Source organism: Allobosea sp. P4_H5, assembly GCF_056400825.1.
The window spans coordinates 183,720-202,352 of record NZ_JBFUKM010000005.1 but is presented as its reverse complement, the minus strand read 5'-3'; the positions used below and the strand labels follow the sequence as shown (position 1 = coordinate 202,352).

At 62.1% G+C, this 18,633-nt stretch carries 18 protein-coding genes and 1 pseudogene; 7 read left to right on the top strand and 12 right to left on the bottom strand.

Going from position 1 to position 18,633, the window contains the following annotated elements; translation table 11 throughout:
- Positions 1–73: 73 nt before the first annotated feature.
- A protein-coding gene (locus AC1DS0_RS12265; protein ID WP_476814623.1) for an IS3 family transposase occupies positions 74–1,221 on the bottom strand; the annotation gives its coding sequence in 2 pieces (ribosomal slippage) (positions 74–972 and positions 972–1,221; 1,149 coding nt in all).
- A gap of 109 nt (positions 1,222–1,330) precedes the next feature.
- Positions 1,331–1,693, bottom strand: a complete 363-nt coding sequence (locus AC1DS0_RS12260; RefSeq protein ID WP_476814622.1) for a hypothetical protein — start codon at positions 1,691–1,693, stop codon at positions 1,331–1,333.
- Positions 1,694–2,425: 732 nt separating this feature from the next.
- On the opposite strand from AC1DS0_RS12260, the gene AC1DS0_RS12255 reads away from it, so the two are divergent.
- Positions 2,426–3,421 carry a sensor histidine kinase gene (locus AC1DS0_RS12255; RefSeq protein WP_476814621.1) on the top strand — a complete coding sequence of 332 codons (996 nt, stop codon included), beginning with the start codon at positions 2,426–2,428 and terminating at the stop codon, positions 3,419–3,421.
- Here the strand turns inward: AC1DS0_RS12255 and AC1DS0_RS12250 are convergent.
- From AC1DS0_RS12250 to AC1DS0_RS12235, 4 genes are all read right to left on the bottom strand, one after another.
- Positions 3,418–3,771: a response regulator gene (locus AC1DS0_RS12250; protein WP_476814620.1), complete on the bottom strand. Its 354-nt coding sequence runs from the start codon at positions 3,769–3,771 to the stop codon at positions 3,418–3,420. The genes AC1DS0_RS12255 and AC1DS0_RS12250 overlap by 4 nt on opposite strands.
- A gap of 273 nt (positions 3,772–4,044) precedes the next feature.
- Positions 4,045–4,584, bottom strand: coding sequence for a hypothetical protein (locus AC1DS0_RS12245; RefSeq protein WP_129160490.1), 540 nt, complete (start codon positions 4,582–4,584; stop codon positions 4,045–4,047).
- 13 nt (positions 4,585–4,597) lie between these two features.
- Positions 4,598–4,897 carry a hypothetical protein gene (locus AC1DS0_RS12240; protein WP_476814619.1) on the bottom strand — a complete coding sequence of 100 codons (300 nt, stop codon included), beginning with the start codon at positions 4,895–4,897 and terminating at the stop codon, positions 4,598–4,600.
- Positions 4,898–5,050: 153 nt separating this feature from the next.
- Positions 5,051–5,308 (bottom strand): hypothetical protein, encoded by a 258-nt coding sequence (locus tag AC1DS0_RS12235; protein ID WP_476814618.1) that lies wholly within the window; start codon positions 5,306–5,308, stop codon positions 5,051–5,053.
- Positions 5,309–5,552: 244 nt separating this feature from the next.
- Between AC1DS0_RS12235 and AC1DS0_RS12230 the strand changes: the two genes are divergently transcribed.
- Positions 5,553–7,100 (top strand): FAD-dependent oxidoreductase, encoded by a 1,548-nt coding sequence (locus AC1DS0_RS12230; RefSeq protein ID WP_476814617.1) that lies wholly within the window; start codon positions 5,553–5,555, stop codon positions 7,098–7,100.
- A gap of 731 nt (positions 7,101–7,831) precedes the next feature.
- Here AC1DS0_RS12230 and AC1DS0_RS12225 read toward each other — a convergent pair.
- The 5 genes and pseudogenes from AC1DS0_RS12225 to AC1DS0_RS12205 all read right to left on the bottom strand — a co-directional run bounded on the left by AC1DS0_RS12225 (position 7,832) and on the right by AC1DS0_RS12205 (position 12,310).
- Positions 7,832–8,707: a hypothetical protein gene (locus tag AC1DS0_RS12225; RefSeq protein ID WP_476814616.1), complete on the bottom strand. Its 876-nt coding sequence runs from the start codon at positions 8,705–8,707 to the stop codon at positions 7,832–7,834.
- 193 nt (positions 8,708–8,900) lie between these two features.
- Positions 8,901–10,001, bottom strand: coding sequence for a sensor histidine kinase (locus tag AC1DS0_RS12220; RefSeq protein WP_476814615.1), 1,101 nt, complete (start codon positions 9,999–10,001; stop codon positions 8,901–8,903).
- Position 10,002: 1 nt separating this feature from the next.
- Positions 10,003–10,737: pseudogene (locus AC1DS0_RS12215) on the bottom strand (alpha/beta fold hydrolase).
- Positions 10,738–11,067: 330 nt separating this feature from the next.
- Positions 11,068–11,247 carry a Myb-like DNA-binding domain-containing protein gene (locus AC1DS0_RS12210; protein ID WP_476814614.1) on the bottom strand — a complete coding sequence of 60 codons (180 nt, stop codon included), beginning with the start codon at positions 11,245–11,247 and terminating at the stop codon, positions 11,068–11,070.
- 136 nt (positions 11,248–11,383) lie between these two features.
- Positions 11,384–12,310 carry a LysR family transcriptional regulator gene (locus AC1DS0_RS12205; protein WP_476814613.1) on the bottom strand — a complete coding sequence of 309 codons (927 nt, stop codon included), beginning with the start codon at positions 12,308–12,310 and terminating at the stop codon, positions 11,384–11,386.
- A gap of 131 nt (positions 12,311–12,441) precedes the next feature.
- Here AC1DS0_RS12205 and AC1DS0_RS12200 point away from each other — a divergent pair, with 131 nt between their 5' ends.
- The 3 genes from AC1DS0_RS12200 (at position 12,442) to AC1DS0_RS12190 (ending at position 15,282) form a co-directional block, all read left to right on the top strand.
- On the top strand, positions 12,442–13,629 hold the full coding sequence (locus tag AC1DS0_RS12200; RefSeq protein WP_476814612.1) for an MFS transporter: 1,188 nt from the start codon (positions 12,442–12,444) through the stop codon (positions 13,627–13,629).
- A gap of 23 nt (positions 13,630–13,652) precedes the next feature.
- On the top strand, positions 13,653–14,744 hold the full coding sequence (locus tag AC1DS0_RS12195; RefSeq protein WP_476814611.1) for an alpha/beta hydrolase: 1,092 nt from the start codon (positions 13,653–13,655) through the stop codon (positions 14,742–14,744).
- A gap of 124 nt (positions 14,745–14,868) precedes the next feature.
- Positions 14,869–15,282 carry a cyclophilin-like fold protein gene (locus tag AC1DS0_RS12190; RefSeq protein ID WP_476814610.1) on the top strand — a complete coding sequence of 138 codons (414 nt, stop codon included), beginning with the start codon at positions 14,869–14,871 and terminating at the stop codon, positions 15,280–15,282.
- A 179-nt stretch (positions 15,283–15,461) separates the two neighbouring features.
- Here AC1DS0_RS12190 and AC1DS0_RS12185 read toward each other — a convergent pair whose 3' ends face one another.
- A complete protein-coding gene (locus AC1DS0_RS12185; RefSeq protein WP_476814609.1) occupies positions 15,462–16,355 on the bottom strand; it encodes a LysR family transcriptional regulator in 894 nt (297 codons plus the stop codon).
- Positions 16,356–16,645: 290 nt separating this feature from the next.
- Here AC1DS0_RS12185 and AC1DS0_RS12180 point away from each other — a divergent pair, with 290 nt between their 5' ends.
- Both AC1DS0_RS12180 and AC1DS0_RS12175 read left to right on the top strand, forming a co-directional pair.
- Entirely contained in the window at positions 16,646–17,632 is a 987-nt protein-coding gene (locus AC1DS0_RS12180) for an aldo/keto reductase (RefSeq protein WP_476814826.1), read from the top strand.
- Between the two features lie 125 nt (positions 17,633–17,757).
- Positions 17,758–18,219 (top strand): cytochrome P460 family protein, encoded by a 462-nt coding sequence (locus AC1DS0_RS12175; RefSeq protein ID WP_476814608.1) that lies wholly within the window; start codon positions 17,758–17,760, stop codon positions 18,217–18,219.
- Positions 18,220–18,633 lie beyond the last annotated feature (414 nt).

The following is an 18,633-nucleotide window of genomic DNA, read 5'->3' as shown; positions in this document are numbered from 1 at the left end:
CGGCACTGTGAAATGGTTCAATTCGACCAAGGGTTTCGGCTTCTGGCCTGCTGCCGGTTTCGTGGACAGTCGGTTAGGCTAATCCCACCTTCTTTTCGAACTCGACCGGGCTGATGTAGCCGATGGTCGAGTGCCTGCGAACGGCGTTGTAGAACCGCTCGATGTAATCGAACACGTCGGCGCGAGCATCGTCGCGTGTCCGGTATACCCTGCCTCTGATCCGCTCGGTCTTCAGCGACGAGAAGAAGCTCTCCATCGCGGCATTGTCCCAGACATTGCCAGAGCGGCTCATCGAGCAGGTGACGCCGTTGTCGGTCATGAGCTTCTGGAACTGCTCGCTGGCATACTGACTGCCCTGGTCCGAATGGTGCAGCAGGGCATCAGGCCTTCCCCGACGCCAGATCGCCATCATCAGTGCATCGGTCACGAGCCCTGCGGTCATTTCGGGCTTCATCGACCAGCCCACCACACGGCGGGAGAAGAGGTCGATGACGGCGGCAACGTACAGCCAGCCCTCTGCGGTCCAGATATAGGTGAAGTCGGCGATCCAGCGCTGGTTCGGACGCTCGGCATGGAACTCCCGGCCGAGCGTATTCGGCGCGATGGCCGATCGCTGGCCACCGTCCTTGGGCAAGCTGCGCCGACGCGGCCTGGCACGCAAAGCCTGGGCACGCATCAGCCTCTCGATGCGATGCAGGCCGCAATCGATGCCTTCCGCCAGCACGTCCCGCCAGACACGCCTGGCACCATAGGTCCGATCCGAACCAAGGAAGCTTGCCCGGACCCTGTTGCCGATCTCCTCGTCGTCGCGTGCTCGACGGCTCGGTGACCGGTTGAGCCAGGCATGGAAGCCCGAGCGCGACACATCCAGCGCTTCGCAAAGCCACGCCACCGGCCAGATCCCCCGGTGCTTCGCAATGAACGTGAACCTCATGTCACGTCCTTCGCGAAGTAGGCTGCGGCCTTTTTTAGGATATCGCGCTCCGCCTTGAGCTTGGCCACCTCGCGCCGCAGCTTCTCAATCTCAAGCTGCTCCCGCTTCATCTGGCCGTGGCCGGGAAAGGCTTGCGCTGGATCGGCAGAAAAGAGCTTCACCCATTTGCGCAACTGGTTCTCATGGACATCCAGGTCCCGAGACGCCTGCGCCACACTCACTCCGCGATCCTTGATCAGGCGAACCGCCTCGATCTTGAACTCACGCCCAAACTGTCGTCGCCGCATACGCCACCTCCGGTTTCATGAAACACCCAATCTCGGTGTCCACGAAACCGGCAGCAGGCCACCAACGTGCGGCGATTGTCGAAGTCGTAGCAAGCTGGAGAAGCAGTTCTCATTGCTGCTGCGGCGCGTTGTCCTGCTTTGCTTCCTCCCAGGCTCGGATATCGGCAACTAATCTACCGAGCTCGTCAGCCTGCGGCGTACCCTCGGCGTAATTGGTGAGATCCGCCACTCTTTGCGTCGCCGCCTCATACTGCTCCAGCGAGCTGATTGGATTGGTCATGGCTGCCGTTGCGGGAGAATCCTGCTTCAGCCGATAGGCGTTGACGGCATCGATCAGGCCGACTCTCTCGGCCTCCTCGTCCGAGCCTTCGGGCGCGACAGCCAGCTTGGCGATCCGGGCCTCTGCGGCGAGGCAATCATCGGAGTTCAGAATGGCCCGTCCGCCGAAGCCGACTTCTGGGGTGCTGGGCATGATGGTTTCTCTAGTTGGCTGTCTGAGCGCAACCTTTCGCGCGCCACTGTGTTCCGCCCAGAACGCGACATACCCAACAGGGTTAGGAACCTTCCCGTGCGGCCGGCATTAAACCCGCGGGCTCAGGGAGACAGGGCAACAAGGGAGGATGCCATGAGCAGTCGCAAGCCAGAGCACGACGATACGGTCGGCCAGCCGCGTAGGGCCTCGGATAGCCGGCCGCGCCCCGGATCCGGGACACCGACAGCTAGCGAGCCGGTTAACAAGGATGGACCGAAGCCGCGCAGCTCCAAAGGCGAGCGGAAGCCTTCAGAATCTTCCAGCGCCCTCGACCCTGGGCGGCCCACCAAAAAGGACTGAGCGGTCGCAGATGGCAAGCTGGGGACGTTTGCGTTGGAGATGCATGTGCAAGGACGAGGCCGTTGATGAACCCCAAGATCCCAAGCGGCGCGAGCTCCGCCTGCCGCGAGCTTTACCGTGAGTACTGCCAGGATGAAGGCGGTACCGAGTACACAGTCATCGTCTATCGGCCGTTCCCAAATCTGAGCATAACCGACTATGAGCTAGAGGACGGGACGCCGGTTCGCTTCATCGACGATTGCTTGTTCGAGATCGAAACGACAGGCCGAACGCTTACCCGATGCGACCATCTCCCGAGTGCCTAGGTTAAAATCCACCTTGTTCTATAGTGGATGGCATTTGCCGCCGCTTTGATCTCGCCCGAGTGCGCCGATGCCCGAATCGAACCCAAGCGCCTGGAGCGCAACAAGTCTGCGCCGCGCGATCAGCGCCGCGGGCGTTGCGTTGTGGTCTTGGAACGTCGAAACCGACGCGTTCGCCATGGATGAGCGGGGCTTCCAGCTGTGGGCCGTACACCAAAGCGACGACGTCAAATTTGAAGACCTGTCCGCCCGTATCCACCCTGCGGATCGGGATAGGGTCAGGGCGGCCTTCACGGCGACCCGAGCCATCGTCGGTGCCTACGAGATCGACTTCCGCATTATGATCGGCGACGAGATCCGCTGGATTTCAGCCCGCGGGATCGGTGATGACTCGGGGCTGCACGATCGTTTGGCTTACGGCATCTTCCTTGATGTAACCGGGCGCAAGCAGGCTGAGGAAGGCCACGAACTTCTTGCCGGGGAGATGAGCCATCGCGTCAAAAACTTGCTCGCTATCGCGTCGGGACTAACTCAGATCTCGTCCCGCTCGACCACGACGGCCAAGGAGATGGCCATCGAGCTGACGGGCCGTCTGGCGGCTCTTGGACGGGCCCACGATTTGGTGCGGCCTCTTCCCGGCCATCAAGGCCAGGCGGCGTTACTTGGCGACCTCCTCTCGATCCTACTCTCCCCCTATGAAGATACCGGCGCCTTTAGCGGCAGAATCCGCGTAGCCGTTCCGCGTATGGGTGTCGGCGAGTTGGCCGCAACGACGCTAGCTCTTATCATCCATGAACTTGCGACGAACTCGCTGAAATATGGTGCGCTCTCTGCCGACGTTGGAACGCTTGATGTCTCTGGCAGCCTCGACGACGAGGACGTGAAGATCGTCTGGGTCGAGCGCGGAGGCCCCAGCGTCGAACCCATTAACGGTGCAGGTGGCTATGGCAGCCGCCTGGTCGTGCGCAGCATCTCGGGCCAGCTCGGCGGGTCGATTAGCTATAACTGGTCAGCCGAGGGTGTCATCGTTACCCTCAAGATGAAGACGTCGAAACTGGCGGCCTAGGCGGCATGCCGAACAGCCTCAAGAACGGCGGTCGCACTGTACGGCTTGCGCAAAAACGTAACGGCGGCGGGCATCTCATGTGGATCAGGCCTGATGCGACCCGACGCGATGATAATCAGTATCGGCGGCCATCGGTCTCGCACTGCGAACGCAAGCTTCAAACCGTTCATGGACCCAGGCATCTCAATGTCGGTGAAGACAACTTTGATATCTGCCCGGGCCTCCAGGAGGACGATCGCTTCATCGGCATTTCCAGCTTGGATCGCCTCGAAGCCGGCCTCCTCAATAATTGAGGCGGTATCCATGCGGACAATTGCATCGTCTTCAACAACAAGGACAACTAGGGGCATGAGCAAACTCTTTGATGGATTAGAATTCAACGCGCCTCCCTTACGATAGTTGCGGCTTATCTAAATGAAATGCACATGAAGCTGCCGGACATACGTCTGGTCAGGTTGGTGCCTTTATTATTTTCGGGGCACAGAGTCCGACGGGTTGAAGATGGCGTTCGCGAAAGCCGGAACGCATAAATCTCGGCCTCTCGCCGATGGAGCTGAAGGGCCGGTGGGGTAGCCACCGGCGAGAGGCACGGCGCTGTGGGGAGCGCCGATCTTGGAGTTAGCTCAAACGGCACCGTATCTGTACGGCGCGGCAGTCTCATCGAAGCGGCTCCACCCGCTCTGCCGGTATTCTGCTAGACGAGCCTCACGGTCGATCGGAGTTGCACCGTCCATGATGGCTTCGACTTCCGCCGCCCGGCTATCTTCAGCCCGGACAGAAACGACAGAGCCGCCTCTGCGAACGGTCTCGGCATAGTAGTGCGCGCTGTCCTCGTCCTCTCCGGCGCTGGTCATCGCACCGATGATCCCACCCGTCGCGCCGCCAGCCGCCGCTCCAGCCAGCGTCGAAGCCAGCCAACCGGCGGCGACCACCGGCCCAACTCCAGGGATGGCAAGGAGGCCCAAACCGGCGAGCAAACCGGCGGCGCCACCGACCGCGGCGCCGATGCCCGCGCCTTCGCCGGCGTTACTGTCGTCGTCGGCATTTTCCTGACGTCCCAACAGGCTGATTTCTGAGCTTGCGACGCCAGCGGCCTCGAGCTGGTTCACGACGCCCTGGGCGGACGCATAGTCGTCATAGGCGCGGGTGATTGTGCGGGTCATTTGACTCTCCTCTTCAATTGCGGGTGATGTTGCCGCGGTAGTCGACTGAGACAGTCACCTGCGCGCCCGAATGTGTAGCGGTGCCCTTCCAGACACCGTTGTCGTCCTTCTTGAGCTCGCCGACGTTGGTGTAGCCGTTCGCCTCCAGGCGGCTCTTGGCCTGCCCCTCGGTGAAGCTATTCGCGCCAGGAAGCGGAGCGTTCGCATCGGCGGGCGCATTCGGCGCCGGCGTCGGCGAAGTAGTGCTTGTCTGTGCGATGCCCCCGACCGGAATCAGGGCGCACAGAACCATCGTGAGAAGCGCACGTTTCATGATTATCCCCATTTTTGAAGGCGCCGTGAGGCTGCTAATCAGAACGGCAGGCTGCTCCAGATGTTCCCATAAATGGTGAATTATCAGCTAGGTAGGTTCGCCCAGATCGGCGCGAGAATGCCCTCGCGAAAGCTGATCACCATCTGGCCTTGCTCATTCGTCGAGATGCAGTTTGCCGAGATTTCCCGGCAAACCCGCGACCGGAAGGTCGTCGGGGCTGCGGTTTGTCCCTGGTACGAGATTGGCCTCTGGTCCATGCGTGTTTTCGCGAGCGTGATCCTCGTCCCATTGGCGAAGCGCCGCGACCAAGTTCTTCAGTTCTTCTGCCGCGGATGAACCTTCCGGGGCATCGCTAAGGGCGTTGGCGCGCTTGGCTGTCGCCGCGTATTCAGTATGTGATTGGATCAGCATTGCGATCTCCCCGGTCGGATGTGCCTCGCCGAGGGCTCGGGCACATTTCGCGTTAGGATCGGAACCGCCCGCTACGCCCTTCGTTCCATGGCTCTCAGCCCAGCGAGGTGTCCGACGTTGCGCCTTCAGGTTCGACGTTTGGAGATCGCGGTGATGCCGCGCCCCCAAATTCATCCCGGATGATTTAGAATCCCTCGAACTGATAGAGCGCGAGAGCGTTGGAGGCTCAACATGGGAATGTCCAATGAACGCGATGCGTGAGCACAGCCAATCGGTCTGGATGGATGTCGACGTTGCGCCCGACGCCACGCCGCTTTCCGAAAACTCCCATACAGACGTCGCCGTGGTAGGCGCTGGCATTGCGGGACTATCGATAGCGTTTGAGCTCGCGCTGCGAGGACACTCTGTCACTGTGCTCGATCGCGGGCCGATTGCGGGGGGAATGACGGCAAGGACGACGGCCCATCTCGCGCCGGTTTGCGATGACTCGTTGTCCGCGCTGCTTTCAATGCGCGGCCTGGAACTCGCCCGGGACTTCCAAGTCAGCCAAACAGCGGCCGTCGACCGCATCGAGGCCATTCAGGCGCAGCTCGGCATCGAATGCGAGTTTCGTCGGCTGGACGGCATCCTCTTCTTGGATCCGAAGAGCGAGAAATCCGTGTTGGATGATGAGGTTTCGGCCGCCGGCCACATTGGCGTTGCGGTCGAGCGCGGCAATGGGCTTCCCCTACAAACGCTGGAGGACAGGCCCTACCTGCGCTATCCCGACCAGGCCACCTTTCATCCGCTCAAATATCTACAAGGGATCGCCAAAGCGCTGGAGGACAAGGGCGTCAGTCTGCATCCCTTCTCGGCGGTGGAGAAGATATCCGAAGATCAGAATGGCGTTCAAATCAGGCTGGCTTCCGGACTCACGGTCGATGCTGCCGACGTCGTGGTCGCCACGAACTCGCCAATCCACGATGTTTTCGCCTTGCACACCAAACAGGCGCCGTATCGTACCTATGCCATGGGCTTCGAGATCGAACGTGGCGCGCTGGCCGATGCTCTTTATTGGGATACGGAAGACCCCTACCACTATGTCCGCTTGACCGCCGGTGCGAACGGCAAGGATGTGCTCATCGTCGGCGGTGAAGACCATAAGACCGGCGAAGTTGATGATGCGCCAAAACGTTTTGCAGCCATCGAATCCTGGATCAAAACGCTTATCCCCGATCTCGGCTCTGAACTTTACCGCTGGTCGGGCCAGGTGATGGACACGCTCGACTATGGAGCCTTCATCGGCCGCGAATCGAAGAGGGCGCGCACCTATGTGACGACCGGCGATTCAGGCCAAGGCATCACCCATGGCGTGGTCGCCAGCCTAATTATTCCCGATCTCATCGAGGGCAAAGATAACGCTTTTGCGGCTGTCTATGATCCGGTGCGCAAGCCATTCAAGGCCGCCGCAGCCTTCGTGACCGAGAACAGCACCGCGCTCGCCAACATGGCTCAATATCTAGCACCGGGCGAGCTCGGCTCGGTCGACGAGTTGGAGCCAGGCCAAGGCGCGATCATTCGCGATGGCCTCACCAAAATCGCAGCGTACCGCTCGGAAGATGGCACCCTTTATCAGCGCTCGGCGGTATGCACGCATCTTGGCTGCCATCTGCAATGGAACAGCCTGGAGACCTGCTGGGACTGCCCCTGCCATGGCTCGCATTTTGCTCCCGATGGCAGCGTGCTCAACGGTCCGGCTGTAGCCCCATTGGCGGAGATCGACGGCAACCATCACGGGAAGGCCGCCGAATGAGCTAATTTCCGGTCCGGTCCGCGCGTGCGTTGGCCCTGTCTCTGTTGAGGGGTCCAAGTCGGCCACTTCCGACCAGCAGCATATTTTGGCGGCTCAAAGACATTTACCTACCTGAGCTGCCGCCCACTCGGCATAAGGGGTGACCTTGGCAAAGTGGCGATTGAAATCGGGCGCCCCGTCGCACCACCAGACCGGTCCTCGCTCGCCCAACTCAATCTTGGCCGCGGATACGGCCACTCGAGCAGGTTCGAGATCGCCATCTCCACGCTTCGCATTCTTCACCGCCCGCCTGGCTCCCATCAAATCCCGTACCAAATCCTGCCTGCGCGCTTCGGGGATCGACGGATCAGTGGCTCGCCAGAGCCGTCCAGCGACAAGGAAATAGCGACCATCAGGGGTAAGAGGATAACGGCGGTCCATCTAGCGGAAATCAAGGCGCTGGAATCGTAGCGATCACGCGCGCGCTGCTCGGCACTCCTTTGGTGTCCCGGCCAAGGCTCGCGACGGATGCTTCATAATTCGTGACCCGGTGCGGGCGCACTCGGCAGGTTGTCCGAGGCCCTAAGCGTGATTTCGATGTCATAGGAGCTGTCGTCCCAATCGAAGAGTGATGAGCTGCACGGGGGACAAAATTGCCTACCTCTCGCTCGGCTTCGATCCGAGTTAGCCAGTCGGCGCCGCAATCTAACGCGGCGCCGACAACACGACTGAGCGACGATAGATTCTGGAGACTAGCGGGATCCAAACAATGCGGTGAGATCGATCTCTTCATCGCGATGCTTCCCGCCCAGTACAGCCGCAAACCAAGCTGCTGCGGCGCCAGCCAACAGCGCGGCCGCGGTCAGGAATGCGGTTATGACGCCCATCCTGCGCGCGCGTTCGGCAGCCTGCTTCGCAGTTTCCTTCGCCTGGTTCAGTTTCGCATACGCATCGTCGATGCGCTTCTCGGCGTCTTGTTGAGAGACGTTTGCGCGCGCCGCGAGGCGGTTTGCGATGTAGGTGCGGTCAGCCGGATCGAGGGCACCGCTCGCCAAGCTGCGACTTAAGATTCGTGAAGCCTCCTCGCGCTCTCCCGCCGACACGGGTTCGCTACCGGTGGAACGCATCACCGAGTCGAGTGCTGAGCCGAGGGGGTCGGCCTGTTGGCTGATCAGCGCACCCGCGCCCGTCGCGGCTGCAGTGACCCCTGCCGCAGCGGTTTTGGCAGCCCCGGTCAGCACCGAACTCGTGAGCATCGCAACAAGCAAGGCACCAGCTGCCCAGACGACTAGTCCGTGCGCGCCATCGCGCACATGACGTTCATGATCAGTGGCATCGAGGGTTGGCCGGCGCATCCGTCCAGCCAAATATCCACCAGCAGCGCAGGCAGAAATCGTCACCCAGAGCGCCCAGATCCCGCCCGCGATCGCTAATGCGGTCAGACCGGAGGAGCGAGAGGTGTCGGCGGAGACCATCGAAAGCCCGATGGCAGAACCGAATGCCGCCATGATCGTGGTGATGGCGGCGGCGATCACCGCGCCGCCGATGATCGGACTCCAGTCGAGATAAGACGAGCTGTTGCCGGTGCTTGGGGCTACGACAACCACATCCGTTGTGTCCATTGTCATGACATCAACTCCTAGCGGAGGCCGAGGAAGGACAAGATGGCCAGAACGACCACGACAAGGCCGACGATATAGATGATGCCGTTCATAGGAACTCTCCCGCCAAGCGCGCCAAAATGGTCACGCGGCAAGAAAACGAGGGCCTCTGCGGGATGTTCCGATCGAGCCAGCGGTCGAGATCAAACGGACGTCGCCCTCAGCCAAGGGGCATTCGGAATGTGAACTGTGTTTCGAGTTCAGAGGAATCGACAACTATCGTGCCCCCATGCGCCTTGGCGATTTCCGAAGCGATGTGCAGGCCCAAGCCCAACCCCTGTAGGTTGGCGCGCACCTCGCCGCGGAAGAACGGTTGAAACAGTTTGGCCATCGCTTCGGGCGGAATGGGATCGCCGCTGTTGGCAATGGATACGTGCAAAAACCCCTCGGCCGTTTGAGCGCGCATCCGGATCGGCTGGTCTACCGCTCCATGCGCAATCGCGTTGCCAAGCAGGTTTGAGACGAGCTGAGCGATGCGGGCGCGGTCGCAATAAACTGGTTCAGCGATGGCGAATTGAAGCTCAATCCGTCGATCCGGATACGTCGACGTTAGCTCGTCAACGACCTGCTGCAACGCCGGGGTAAGAGGCTCGGCTGCGTTGCGATCGAGTGTGATGCCGTCGCCAAGCCGAGCTTTTGCAAAATCCATGACATTGTCGATCAGCTCGGACATGCGCGCGATGCTGCCCATCAGAAGGGGCGGGATCTTTGCCCCTTTTTCACTCAGATTTTCGCGCGCGAGAAGACGCACACCTCCGGCAAACCCCGCGAGGGGATTGCGCAGATCGTGTCCGAGCACGGCAATGAATTGCTCACGAAGTTCAGCGGTGGCCCGCTCAGAGCGCAGATTTTCTTGAGCGGCAGCTCGCGCTTTCAAGAGGGATTGCTCGAACTGTCTGCGTTCGGCCGCCTTAAAGATCGCGAGCTTGACGGTGGGGGCGTCGCCAGCAGATTCAACTGCGCTGGCGAAACAGGGAATCGTCTCTCCTGCGGCGCTCAAGAAATCGAGCGCAACGCCGTCGATATTACCCTGAATCTTCAGCAGCGGGCGCAGGTGGGTTTCCCAATAGACCCTGCCAGTGAAGGGGAGGACATCGTAAAGACGCTTGCCGCTGAGCGCCGCCGCGTCGTGCCCCAGCCACGTAGCGAGCGTGCGGTTGGCCAGCACAATCTCGCCGGTCGAGGCTATGGAGAGATATCCGCAAGGTGCGTTGTCGAAGAAGTCCTTGAGCTGGTCGCGCCGAGGGTCCAAGGCGGTCATGTCAGACAAAGGCGCGGATCGCCCTGACAACCTCGTCGGGCGCGCTCAAGTTCGGGCAATGGCCGGTAGCCTCCAGCAGCACGAATTGGCTGTTGGGGATATGGTCTCGCACATACTCGCCCACTTCGATCGGGGCGATGATGTCCTCGCTGCATTGAAGCACCAGTGTCGGAACCGCGACGCGCGGAAGATCTTCTCGGTTATCCGACATGAAGGTCACGCGCGCAAAATCCTTGGCGATATCGGGGTCTGCACGACAAAAACTGTCTGTCAGCTCTATGCCGAGTTCTGGTCGATCGGGGTTGCCCATGATCACTGGGGCCGTGGCGACCGCCCAGCCCTGATAGTTGATCAACAAGAAATCCAGAAGCTCAGCGATCTACGTCTCTGAGAACCCACCGCGATAGGCGTCGTCGTCGATATAGCGCGGTGATGGGCCCACCATCACCAGCTTCCCAAAGCGCGTTGGCGCCTTGATGCAGGCCAGGGCGCCTATCATGGCGCTCACTGAGTGGCCCACGAGAATGACGTCGGACAGGTCGAGGTCTTCTGCAATCTCGACCAGGTCCTGCGCATACCCGTCGAGCGTGCTGTATTTTGTAGGGCTGTAGGCGAAGATGTGCGAAGCGCCGGCGCCGACATGGTCGAAAAGGACGATCCTGAAGCGATCTTGGAAATGCGGCACGACATACCGCCACATCGTCTGATCACAGCCATAACCGTGGGCGAACATCATGACGCGTTCGCCCGAGCCAAACACCCGGACATTGTTTCGGAGAGCTGGCGACACGATGATCTCGATCCATTGGAAAGGAGGCCGCAACCTATATCACCGGGCTAGTGACAACTATGTCGTTTCACGTCGCCTATATGTTTGGCCGACCACTGAGCCATAGCCTGCTCCTCGGCAAGGATGCGCTGCCTGACCCAACTTCCCTTTCCGGATCGACACAAGCAGCCTAAGCCAGTGGCCAAGGCAGCGTTGTGCCACAACCTGACATCGCGCTTCTCCCGAGAGCGGACGCGAGCGGTTCTGGTGCGAGATGCCGGCTCTTGAACTCCAAGTCTAGCGAAGTTTGGCGATACCGATGCCGTCGAGTTTCGCGCGGTCCTTGATTGATTCTTCGCTACGAGTCATCGCTTTCGCAATCGCCTTCAAGGCCATGCCCTTTCTAGCGAGCAATTTCAGCTTCTGGAGCTCCTCAGAGGTCCAGGGTTGGCGGTGCCGTTCAAATCGCTCGGTCACATTTGCTCCTGCATTGGGCTCACACTTGAGGAGCCGATCTATGCAACAATAGCGATGAAATTGAGCGACATGTGCCGAGGTCGACCGCCGCGTCGCGCCAACTCCGGACATTCGAGGCCTGCCGGAAAGCGGACTTTCAGCCCAGGCCAGAAGACCGTCCTGATCCTGCCTGGCTTCGGTAGCGCAAAGCGTCGACAACGACCTTGAAGGCGGGAAGGTTCTGGCGGCGGCTGGGATAGTAAAGGAAATATCCGTCGAAGAAGGGCGACCAGTCGTCCAGCACCTGGGCCAGCTCGCCCGATGCGATCTGCCGTTCCACGATGTCGTTGGGGACATAGGCGATGCCATAACCGTTCACCGCCGCATCGATCATGGCGTAGGAATTGTTGAAGGTGAGCTGGCCGGGCACCCGGACGCGCAACTCCTGCCCGTCCTTCTCGAATTCCCAGGCATAGAGCCCGCCTGCGGTCTCGTGGCGCATGTTAATGCAGACATGCCGGACCAGATCCTGCGGATGCGCCGGCACGCCATGCGCAGCGAGATATTCAGGCGAGGCGACCGCGACCAGCCGCCAATCCGGGCCGATGCGGACCGCGATCATATCCTTCTCGACGCTCTCGCCCAGCCGGACGCCGGCGTCGAAGCCCTCCTCGACGATGTTGCGGAAGGTGCTGTCGAGGATCAGTTCGACATGGATGTCGGGATAGTCGCGGAGGATCGGCTTCAGCTTCGGCCAGACGACGCTTTCGAGCGCATGATCAGATAGCGTCAGCCTGACCGAGCCCGAGGGCTTGTCGCGCAACGCCGTCAGCGCCGCGATCTCGTCCTCGATCTCTGCGATCCGCGGCGTAATCGTCTGGAGCAACCGCTCCCCCGCGGTCGTGGTCGCGACATTGCGCGTGGTGCGGGAGAGAAGGCGAACGCCCATGCGTTCTTCGAGCTGCTTGATCGCGTAGCTGAGGGTCGATTGCGCGACGCCGATCTTTGCCGCGGCCCGGGTAAAGCTGTGCTCCTCCGCCACGATCTGAAACCACCGGAGCTGGTTGAGATCGGTCTTGTCCATGAGATCCCTCGGCATCTGCCCGCCGAGATTAATCGATCACATCGATCAGTGCATTCCAATTTCGGCGGGTAATCGTTCCGAGGCTGAACCGCTATTTTGCACCGCATCAACAGATGCAGGAGCGACCCAACATGGCGGTTACCGCCGTATCGGAGGAAGGAACCAAGCCGACCGCCGCTTGGGGCGCCGTCTTCTCGATGGCGCTTTGCGTGGCGATGCTGATCGCCTCGGAATTCTTGCCGGTGAGCTTACTGACGCCGATGGCCGAGGGGTTGCGCGCGACCGAGGGACAGACCGGCCAGGCGATCTCGATCAGCGGCCTCTTCGCGGTGGCGGCGAGCATGGTCATCACCACGGCCGCTGGGACGCTGAACCGCAAGTGGGTCCTGGTCGCGATGACGGCCTTCATGCTGGTCTCGCTGGTGCTGGTCGCGGCCGCTCCGAATTTCACGGTGCTGATGCTCGGCCGCGCCCTGCTCGGCATCTGTATCGGTGGCTTCTGGGCGCTGGCGACCGCCGTCATCATGCGGCTGGTCCCCGAGAGCGAGGTGCCCCGCGCGCTGGCCCTGATGTATGGCGGCCAGGCTATCGCAGCCGCCTTCGCCGCGCCTGTCGGCAGCTATCTCGGCGGCCTGTTCGGCTGGCGCGCGGTGTTCTGGGCACTGACGCCGATCGTCGCCGTCAACCTCGTTTGGCATGTGATCGCCCTGCCGTCGCTGCCCGCGCGCCAGCGGCAGGATTTCCGGACCATGGTCGGCCTGCTGAAGCGCCCGTATTTCCTGCGCGGCCTCGTCGCGTCGATGCTGTCCTGGGGCTCGGCCTTCACGATGTTCACCTATCTGCGCCCGTTCCTGGAGCAGGTGACGGGTGCGGACGTGACGACGCTCTCTGCCCTGTTGCTCGTGCTCGGCTGCGCCGGATTCGTCGGAACCTGGGCCTCCGGCCACTTCCTGCATGGCAGCGTCGCGCCTCTCCTGAAATTGCCCGCGCTGCTGATGGGCGGCTGCACGCTCGGCCTCCTGCTGCTCGGCGGCTCGGTCGCCGCGGTGGGCCTCTTCCTGGCTGTCTGGGGCGCGATGAACACCGCCATGTCGGTGATCTGGATGACCTGGATGTCGCAGAACGTCGACGATGCGCCGGAGGCCGCCGGAAGCCTGATGGTGGCCGCGATCCAGGCCTCCATCCTGCTCGGCGCCGTGGTCGGCGGGATGCTGCTCGATGGCCTGTCGATCGTCGCGACCTTCACGGGGAGCGTCGTCCTGGCCGCCATCGGTATCGCGCTGATCGGCAATGGAAAACGTCTGCTGAAGCCCGAATAGACACAGAGAACGGGGAGATATCGATGGATTCCAACAACACAGCCGCCGCGTCGTCCGCACGACTGGACCGTCGCGGCTTGATGAAGCTGACCGGTGCGGGTGTGGCCACCTTGGCAGCCGCCCCCCTCTTCCACCTCTCCAATGCAAAGGCTCAAGGCATGACAGCGGACTGGGACAAGACCTTCCCGAGGAGCGACAAGGTCGATCACCGGAAGATCACCTTCAGGAATCGCTACGGCATCACCCTGGCGGGCGATCTGTATCTGCCCAAGGACCGCGCCGATCGGCGGCTGGCGGCGCTGGCCGTGGGCGGGCCGTTCGGAGCGGTGAAGGAGCAGTCGTCTGGCCTCTACGCGCAGACGATGGCGGAGCGCGGGTTCGCGGCGCTGGCTTTCGACGCGGCCTTCACCGGTGAAAGCGGCGGCGAGCCCCGCAATGTCGCCTCGCCGGATATCAACACCGAGGATTTCAGCGCAGCCGTCGATTATCTCGGTCTGCACCCGTCCGTCGATCGCGAGCGGATCGGCGTCATCGGCATCTGCGGTTGGGGCGGCATGGCCCTGAACGCCGTCGCCGTGGACAAGCGGGTCAAGGCCGTCGTCGCCAGCACGATGTATGACATGACCCGGGTGATGTCGAAGGGCTACAACGACAGCGTAACGCTCGAACAGCGCACGCAAACGCTGGAGCAACTGAGCCGGCAGCGCTGGGACGACGCCGCGAACGGAGCCCCAGCCTATCAGCCGCCCTACAACGACCTGAAAGGCGGCGAGGCGCAGTTCCTGGTCGACTATCATGACTATTACAGGACGCCGCGCGGCTACCATGCGCGCGCCGTCAATTCCGGCAATTCCTGGACCCGGACCACGCCGCTGTCGTTCATGAACATGCCGCTCTTGAGCTACATCAAGGAGATCTCGCCGCGCCCGGTCCTGCTGATCCACGGCGAAAAGGCTCACTCGCGTTATTTCAGCGAGACCGCCTATGCGGCCGCCGCGGAGCCGAAGGAGCTCCTGATCATCCCGGGCGCCAGCCACGTCGATCTCTACGACAAGGTCGACGTGATCCCGTTCGACAAGTTGGCCAGCTTCTTCGGCCGGCATCTCGTCGCCTGATCTCGACCGGACACGAGGCGATGGGGCCGCCGCCCTCGGGTGTCGGCCAAAGGCTCGCAGGCCGAGCTCCCGCCGCTGGACCGGCGGGAGCTCGGTGAACGACAGTCCTACGGAGGATCGGACAATGCCGCTCAAAGCCATTCGGATCGCCGGCGCCATACTCCTCGCAACGATCGGAACAGCCATGGCTCAGGAACGCATCAAGATCTCGTCGGAGTGGGGTTCCGTTACGGCGGAGCTCGCCGATAACGCCACGACCAAGGCGCTGCTTGGCATGCTGCCCCTGACCATTCCGATGACGGACCACCTTCGTCAGGAAAAAACGGGAAGCCTGCCGTCGGGTCTGCCCGCCGCAGCGCGGCAGCGCGCCTTCAAGAACGGGACGATCGGGCTTTGGGGCCCGGACCACTTCGTCGTCTACTACCGTGATGGCCAGGTCCCTCAGCCCGGTATCGTCATCCTCGGCGAAGTGAATGGCGGAGCTTCGATCTTCGACCGACCCGGCTCTATCTCGATGCGGGTCGAGCGCGCGGATTAGATGGCTGGGAGGCGGCAGTGACCAGACTGATGGCTTGAGCCAAAGCTGCGGACAACCTTAGGCCACTCCGGAGCGCATCATCGAACGATATCGGCGGCCGAGCGCCAAGAGTTGACATGACGTCACTGCCACAAAGCAGACGCAGAACATGTGACTGCGCCCGAGGCGATTTCGCTGTTTCACCGTTTGACGCGCAACGCATCCACCAGCAAGGCAAAGGCCGGCGTAGGCTGACGTCGGCTGGGATAGTAGAGGTGATAGCCTGGATAGGTTGGGCACCAGTCCTCCAGCACGCTGACGAGGCGCCCGGATTTCATGTGCTCCCGCACCTTATCACGCGGCAGGAATCCCAACCCGAAACCATCCAACGCGGCCTTCTCGATCAACTCGATCGTGTTGAACGCCAGCGGCCCGTCGGCGCGAACCTTGAGCTCGCGTCCGTCCTTCTTGAAGTCCCAGACGAAGTGCCCCCGCGACGGCGAGAGGCGTAGGTTCAGGCATCGGTGACGCACCAGGTCCTGAGGGACCATCGGCGGCGGCCGGTCGGCGAAATAGGCGGGCGAGCCGACCATCGTCATATGCAGGTCCGGCGCGATGCGGACGGCGATCATGTCCTTGTCGACGTGCTCGCCGAGTCGGACGCCAGCATCGAGCCGCTCGGCCACGATGTCGACCAGGCCGTAATCGGAGACGATCTCCACGCTGACGTCCGGGTATTTCGGCAGGAACGTCTTCAGCACCGGATAGATGATGGTGTCGGTCGCATGCTCGACCGAGGTGATGCGGATCGTACCCGCAGGCTTCTCCCGCATCTCGCTCAGGGCGGCCAAGCTCGCGTCCAGACTGCTCAAGGCCGGGATCAGCGTCTCCAGCAGCCGCTCGCCCGCATCGGTCGGCGAGACGCTTCGGGTCGTGCGACGCAGCAGTTGCAGTCCCAGCCGGCCCTCGAGTCGCCGCACGATCTGGCTCAGGGCGGATTGCGACATGCCGAGCCTCGACGCCGCCAGCGTGAAGCTGCCGGCCTCGGCCACGGCCAGGAACGCCGACAGATCGGCCAGGTCCTCGCGTTTCATTCAGTGCGCCTGCTTCTAAGTTCATGCACTCCATAGCGGCTAATCGCTGGGAGTGACAGCGCGTATGTTCGAGACATCGGAACAGCGCTGGCCCTTGGGCACCCCAATGGCAGCCTCCATCGGAAGGAATGGCCATGACCGACGCGTCCGTCGCGACACCCACCGCCGACATTCGTGGCAGGCGCGAATTCCTGAAATCGACGGCCCTTCTCGGCGCCGCCACCGCTCTCGCACCGCTTTGGGGCGCCGGCACTGCCCACGGGCAACGAGCCGCAACGAAAGGCACGACCATGAAAACCCGCAAGCTCGGCAACCTGGAAGTCTCGGAGCTCGGCTTCGGCTGCATGAACCAGAGCGGCAACTACAACGGCCCCGTCGCCAAGGACCAAGGCATCAAGACCATCCGCGCCGCCTTCGAGAACGGGGTGACCTTCTTCGACACCGCCGAGGTCTACGGCCCCTACATCAACGAGGAACTCGTCGGCGAGGCGCTCCAGCCGTTCCGCGACAAGGTCAGGATCGCCACCAAGTTCGGCTTCGCGATCGACGGCACCGTCGCCCTGGACAGCCGGCCCGAGCGCATCAAGCGCGTTGTCGAAGAGTCCCTGAAGCGCCTGCGGACCGACCACATCGATCTCTACTACCAGCACCGCGTCGACCCCGCCGTGCCGATCGAGGACGTCGCCGGCGCCGTCAAGGACCTGATCAAGCAGGGCAAGGTCCTGCATTTCGGCCTGTCGGAGCCGAGCGCGAGGACCATTCGCCGGGCCCATGCCGTGCAGCCGGTGACGGCCGTCCAGAACGAGTATTCGATGTGGACCCGCAACGTCGAGCTGAACGGCATCCTCGACACCTGCAACGAGCTGGGCATCGGCCTTGTGCCGTGGTCGCCGGTGGCGATGGGCTTCCTGACGGGCAAGTACGACCCGTCGACCAAGTACGACGAGAAGAACGACTTCCGCGCCGGCTTCCCGCGGTTCTCGAAGGAGTTCATGCCGCTCAATATGCCGATCGTCGAATGGCTGAAGGACTACGCCGCGAAGAAAGGGGCGACGCCGTCCCAGGTCGCGCTCGCCTGGCTCATGGCGAAGAGCCCCAACATCGTCCCGATCCCGGGTACCCGCAGCGAGACCCACCTCGTCGAGAACCTCGGTGCCACCCGCCTGCAGCTCAACGCCGCAGACGTCTTAGCCATCGACACCTCGCTGACGCGGTTCCCGGTCTATGGCGACCGCATGGGCAAGGACCACATGCTCTCGATCGACTACTCGGTCTGATCGGAAGGAGGGGCCATGACCAAGGTTTGGTTCGTCACCGGCGCCGGCCGCGGCCTGGGCATCAACATCGCACGCAAGGCCCTCGCGGCCGGCCATCGCGTCGTCGCCACGGGACGCGAAACGGCATGACGATCCACCGCCTGGCCTTGGCCGCGATCGCGGTCCTGATGTTCTCGATCGCGCCGGCGGGCGCCCAGACCAATCGGGCGACCTTCCCGAAGGACTTCGACAGGTACGTGCTCTACGCGACGTACGATCGGGGCTTAAACAAGGAGGAGGCGTTCGCCCTTCCCGAGACCTTGGCGCTTGCCAAAGCCGGCAAGCCGCTCCCGCTGGGCACCCAGCTCGTCCTGGGCATCTGGAGGGCCCGCCAGCTTGCCGAGTACTTCGTGATGGAGAAGGGCGTGAACTGGGGCGCGGACTTCCCAGCCGATGTCCGCACCGGCGACTGGCATTTCCAGCAGTTCGATACCAGCCGCCAGATCAGGCGCACGGCCTTCGCCGATCGGTGCCAGTCTTGCCATAGCTCGCAGTCGCGCGACGACTATCTTTTCACGATCGGCCGGATGCGAGCCTATGTTCCCTAGATCTTGCCCTGGGGATAGCGATGTTGCGCCAACTGCGGACATTAGGACTTTGTCTGGAAGCGGACCTTCCGAGCTCTGGTTCGGGCGCCAGCTCGCGTCCCCTTGCCGACGAGCTCAAGGCCTGTTGCCGAGAGGTTCCTACATGTATGGACGACGCACCATCGCCGCCAAGCTGCACGCTGACACACTGCTGGTTGTAATTGGAAAGCACTCGACTTGCCGGTGCTGTCTCACCTTGTGTAGCTTCCAGCATGTGGCGAGATCATCGTGAGCGGCCAAATTAAATGTCATCACAGCATTATCTGCCACGCTGGACCCGTGATCTCGTTCGCTTCCTGCCCTTAAAAGGCCAGTTCCTTCTGACCGGCAACGTAAGGGATCTGCAGACCCGCCAAGCTGGCACCCAAATCATTG

Coding starts and splice junctions, on each gene's coding strand:
- AC1DS0_RS12200 (WP_476814612.1), top strand. CDS start 12,442: ATGGCGGTTACCGCCGTATCGGAGGAAGGAACCAAGCCGACCGCCGCT.
- AC1DS0_RS12225 (WP_476814616.1), bottom strand. CDS start 8,707: ATGACAATGGACACAACGGATGTGGTTGTCGTAGCCCCAAGCACCGGC.
- AC1DS0_RS12195 (WP_476814611.1), top strand. CDS start 13,653: ATGGATTCCAACAACACAGCCGCCGCGTCGTCCGCACGACTGGACCGT.
- AC1DS0_RS12250 (WP_476814620.1), bottom strand. CDS start 3,771: ATGCCCCTAGTTGTCCTTGTTGTTGAAGACGATGCAATTGTCCGCATG.
- AC1DS0_RS12260 (WP_476814622.1), bottom strand. CDS start 1,693: ATGCCCAGCACCCCAGAAGTCGGCTTCGGCGGACGGGCCATTCTGAAC.
- AC1DS0_RS12255 (WP_476814621.1), top strand. CDS start 2,426: ATGCCCGAATCGAACCCAAGCGCCTGGAGCGCAACAAGTCTGCGCCGC.
- AC1DS0_RS12245 (WP_129160490.1), bottom strand. CDS start 4,584: ATGACCCGCACAATCACCCGCGCCTATGACGACTATGCGTCCGCCCAG.
- AC1DS0_RS12175 (WP_476814608.1), top strand. CDS start 17,758: ATGACGATCCACCGCCTGGCCTTGGCCGCGATCGCGGTCCTGATGTTC.
- AC1DS0_RS12185 (WP_476814609.1), bottom strand. CDS start 16,355: ATGAAACGCGAGGACCTGGCCGATCTGTCGGCGTTCCTGGCCGTGGCC.
- AC1DS0_RS12180 (WP_476814826.1), top strand. CDS start 16,646: ATGAAAACCCGCAAGCTCGGCAACCTGGAAGTCTCGGAGCTCGGCTTC.
- AC1DS0_RS12190 (WP_476814610.1), top strand. CDS start 14,869: ATGCCGCTCAAAGCCATTCGGATCGCCGGCGCCATACTCCTCGCAACG.
- AC1DS0_RS12240 (WP_476814619.1), bottom strand. CDS start 4,897: ATGAAACGTGCGCTTCTCACGATGGTTCTGTGCGCCCTGATTCCGGTC.
- AC1DS0_RS12220 (WP_476814615.1), bottom strand. CDS start 10,001: ATGACCGCCTTGGACCCTCGGCGCGACCAGCTCAAGGACTTCTTCGAC.
- AC1DS0_RS12230 (WP_476814617.1), top strand. CDS start 5,553: ATGAACGCGATGCGTGAGCACAGCCAATCGGTCTGGATGGATGTCGAC.
- AC1DS0_RS12235 (WP_476814618.1), bottom strand. CDS start 5,308: ATGCTGATCCAATCACATACTGAATACGCGGCGACAGCCAAGCGCGCC.
- AC1DS0_RS12205 (WP_476814613.1), bottom strand. CDS start 12,310: ATGGACAAGACCGATCTCAACCAGCTCCGGTGGTTTCAGATCGTGGCG.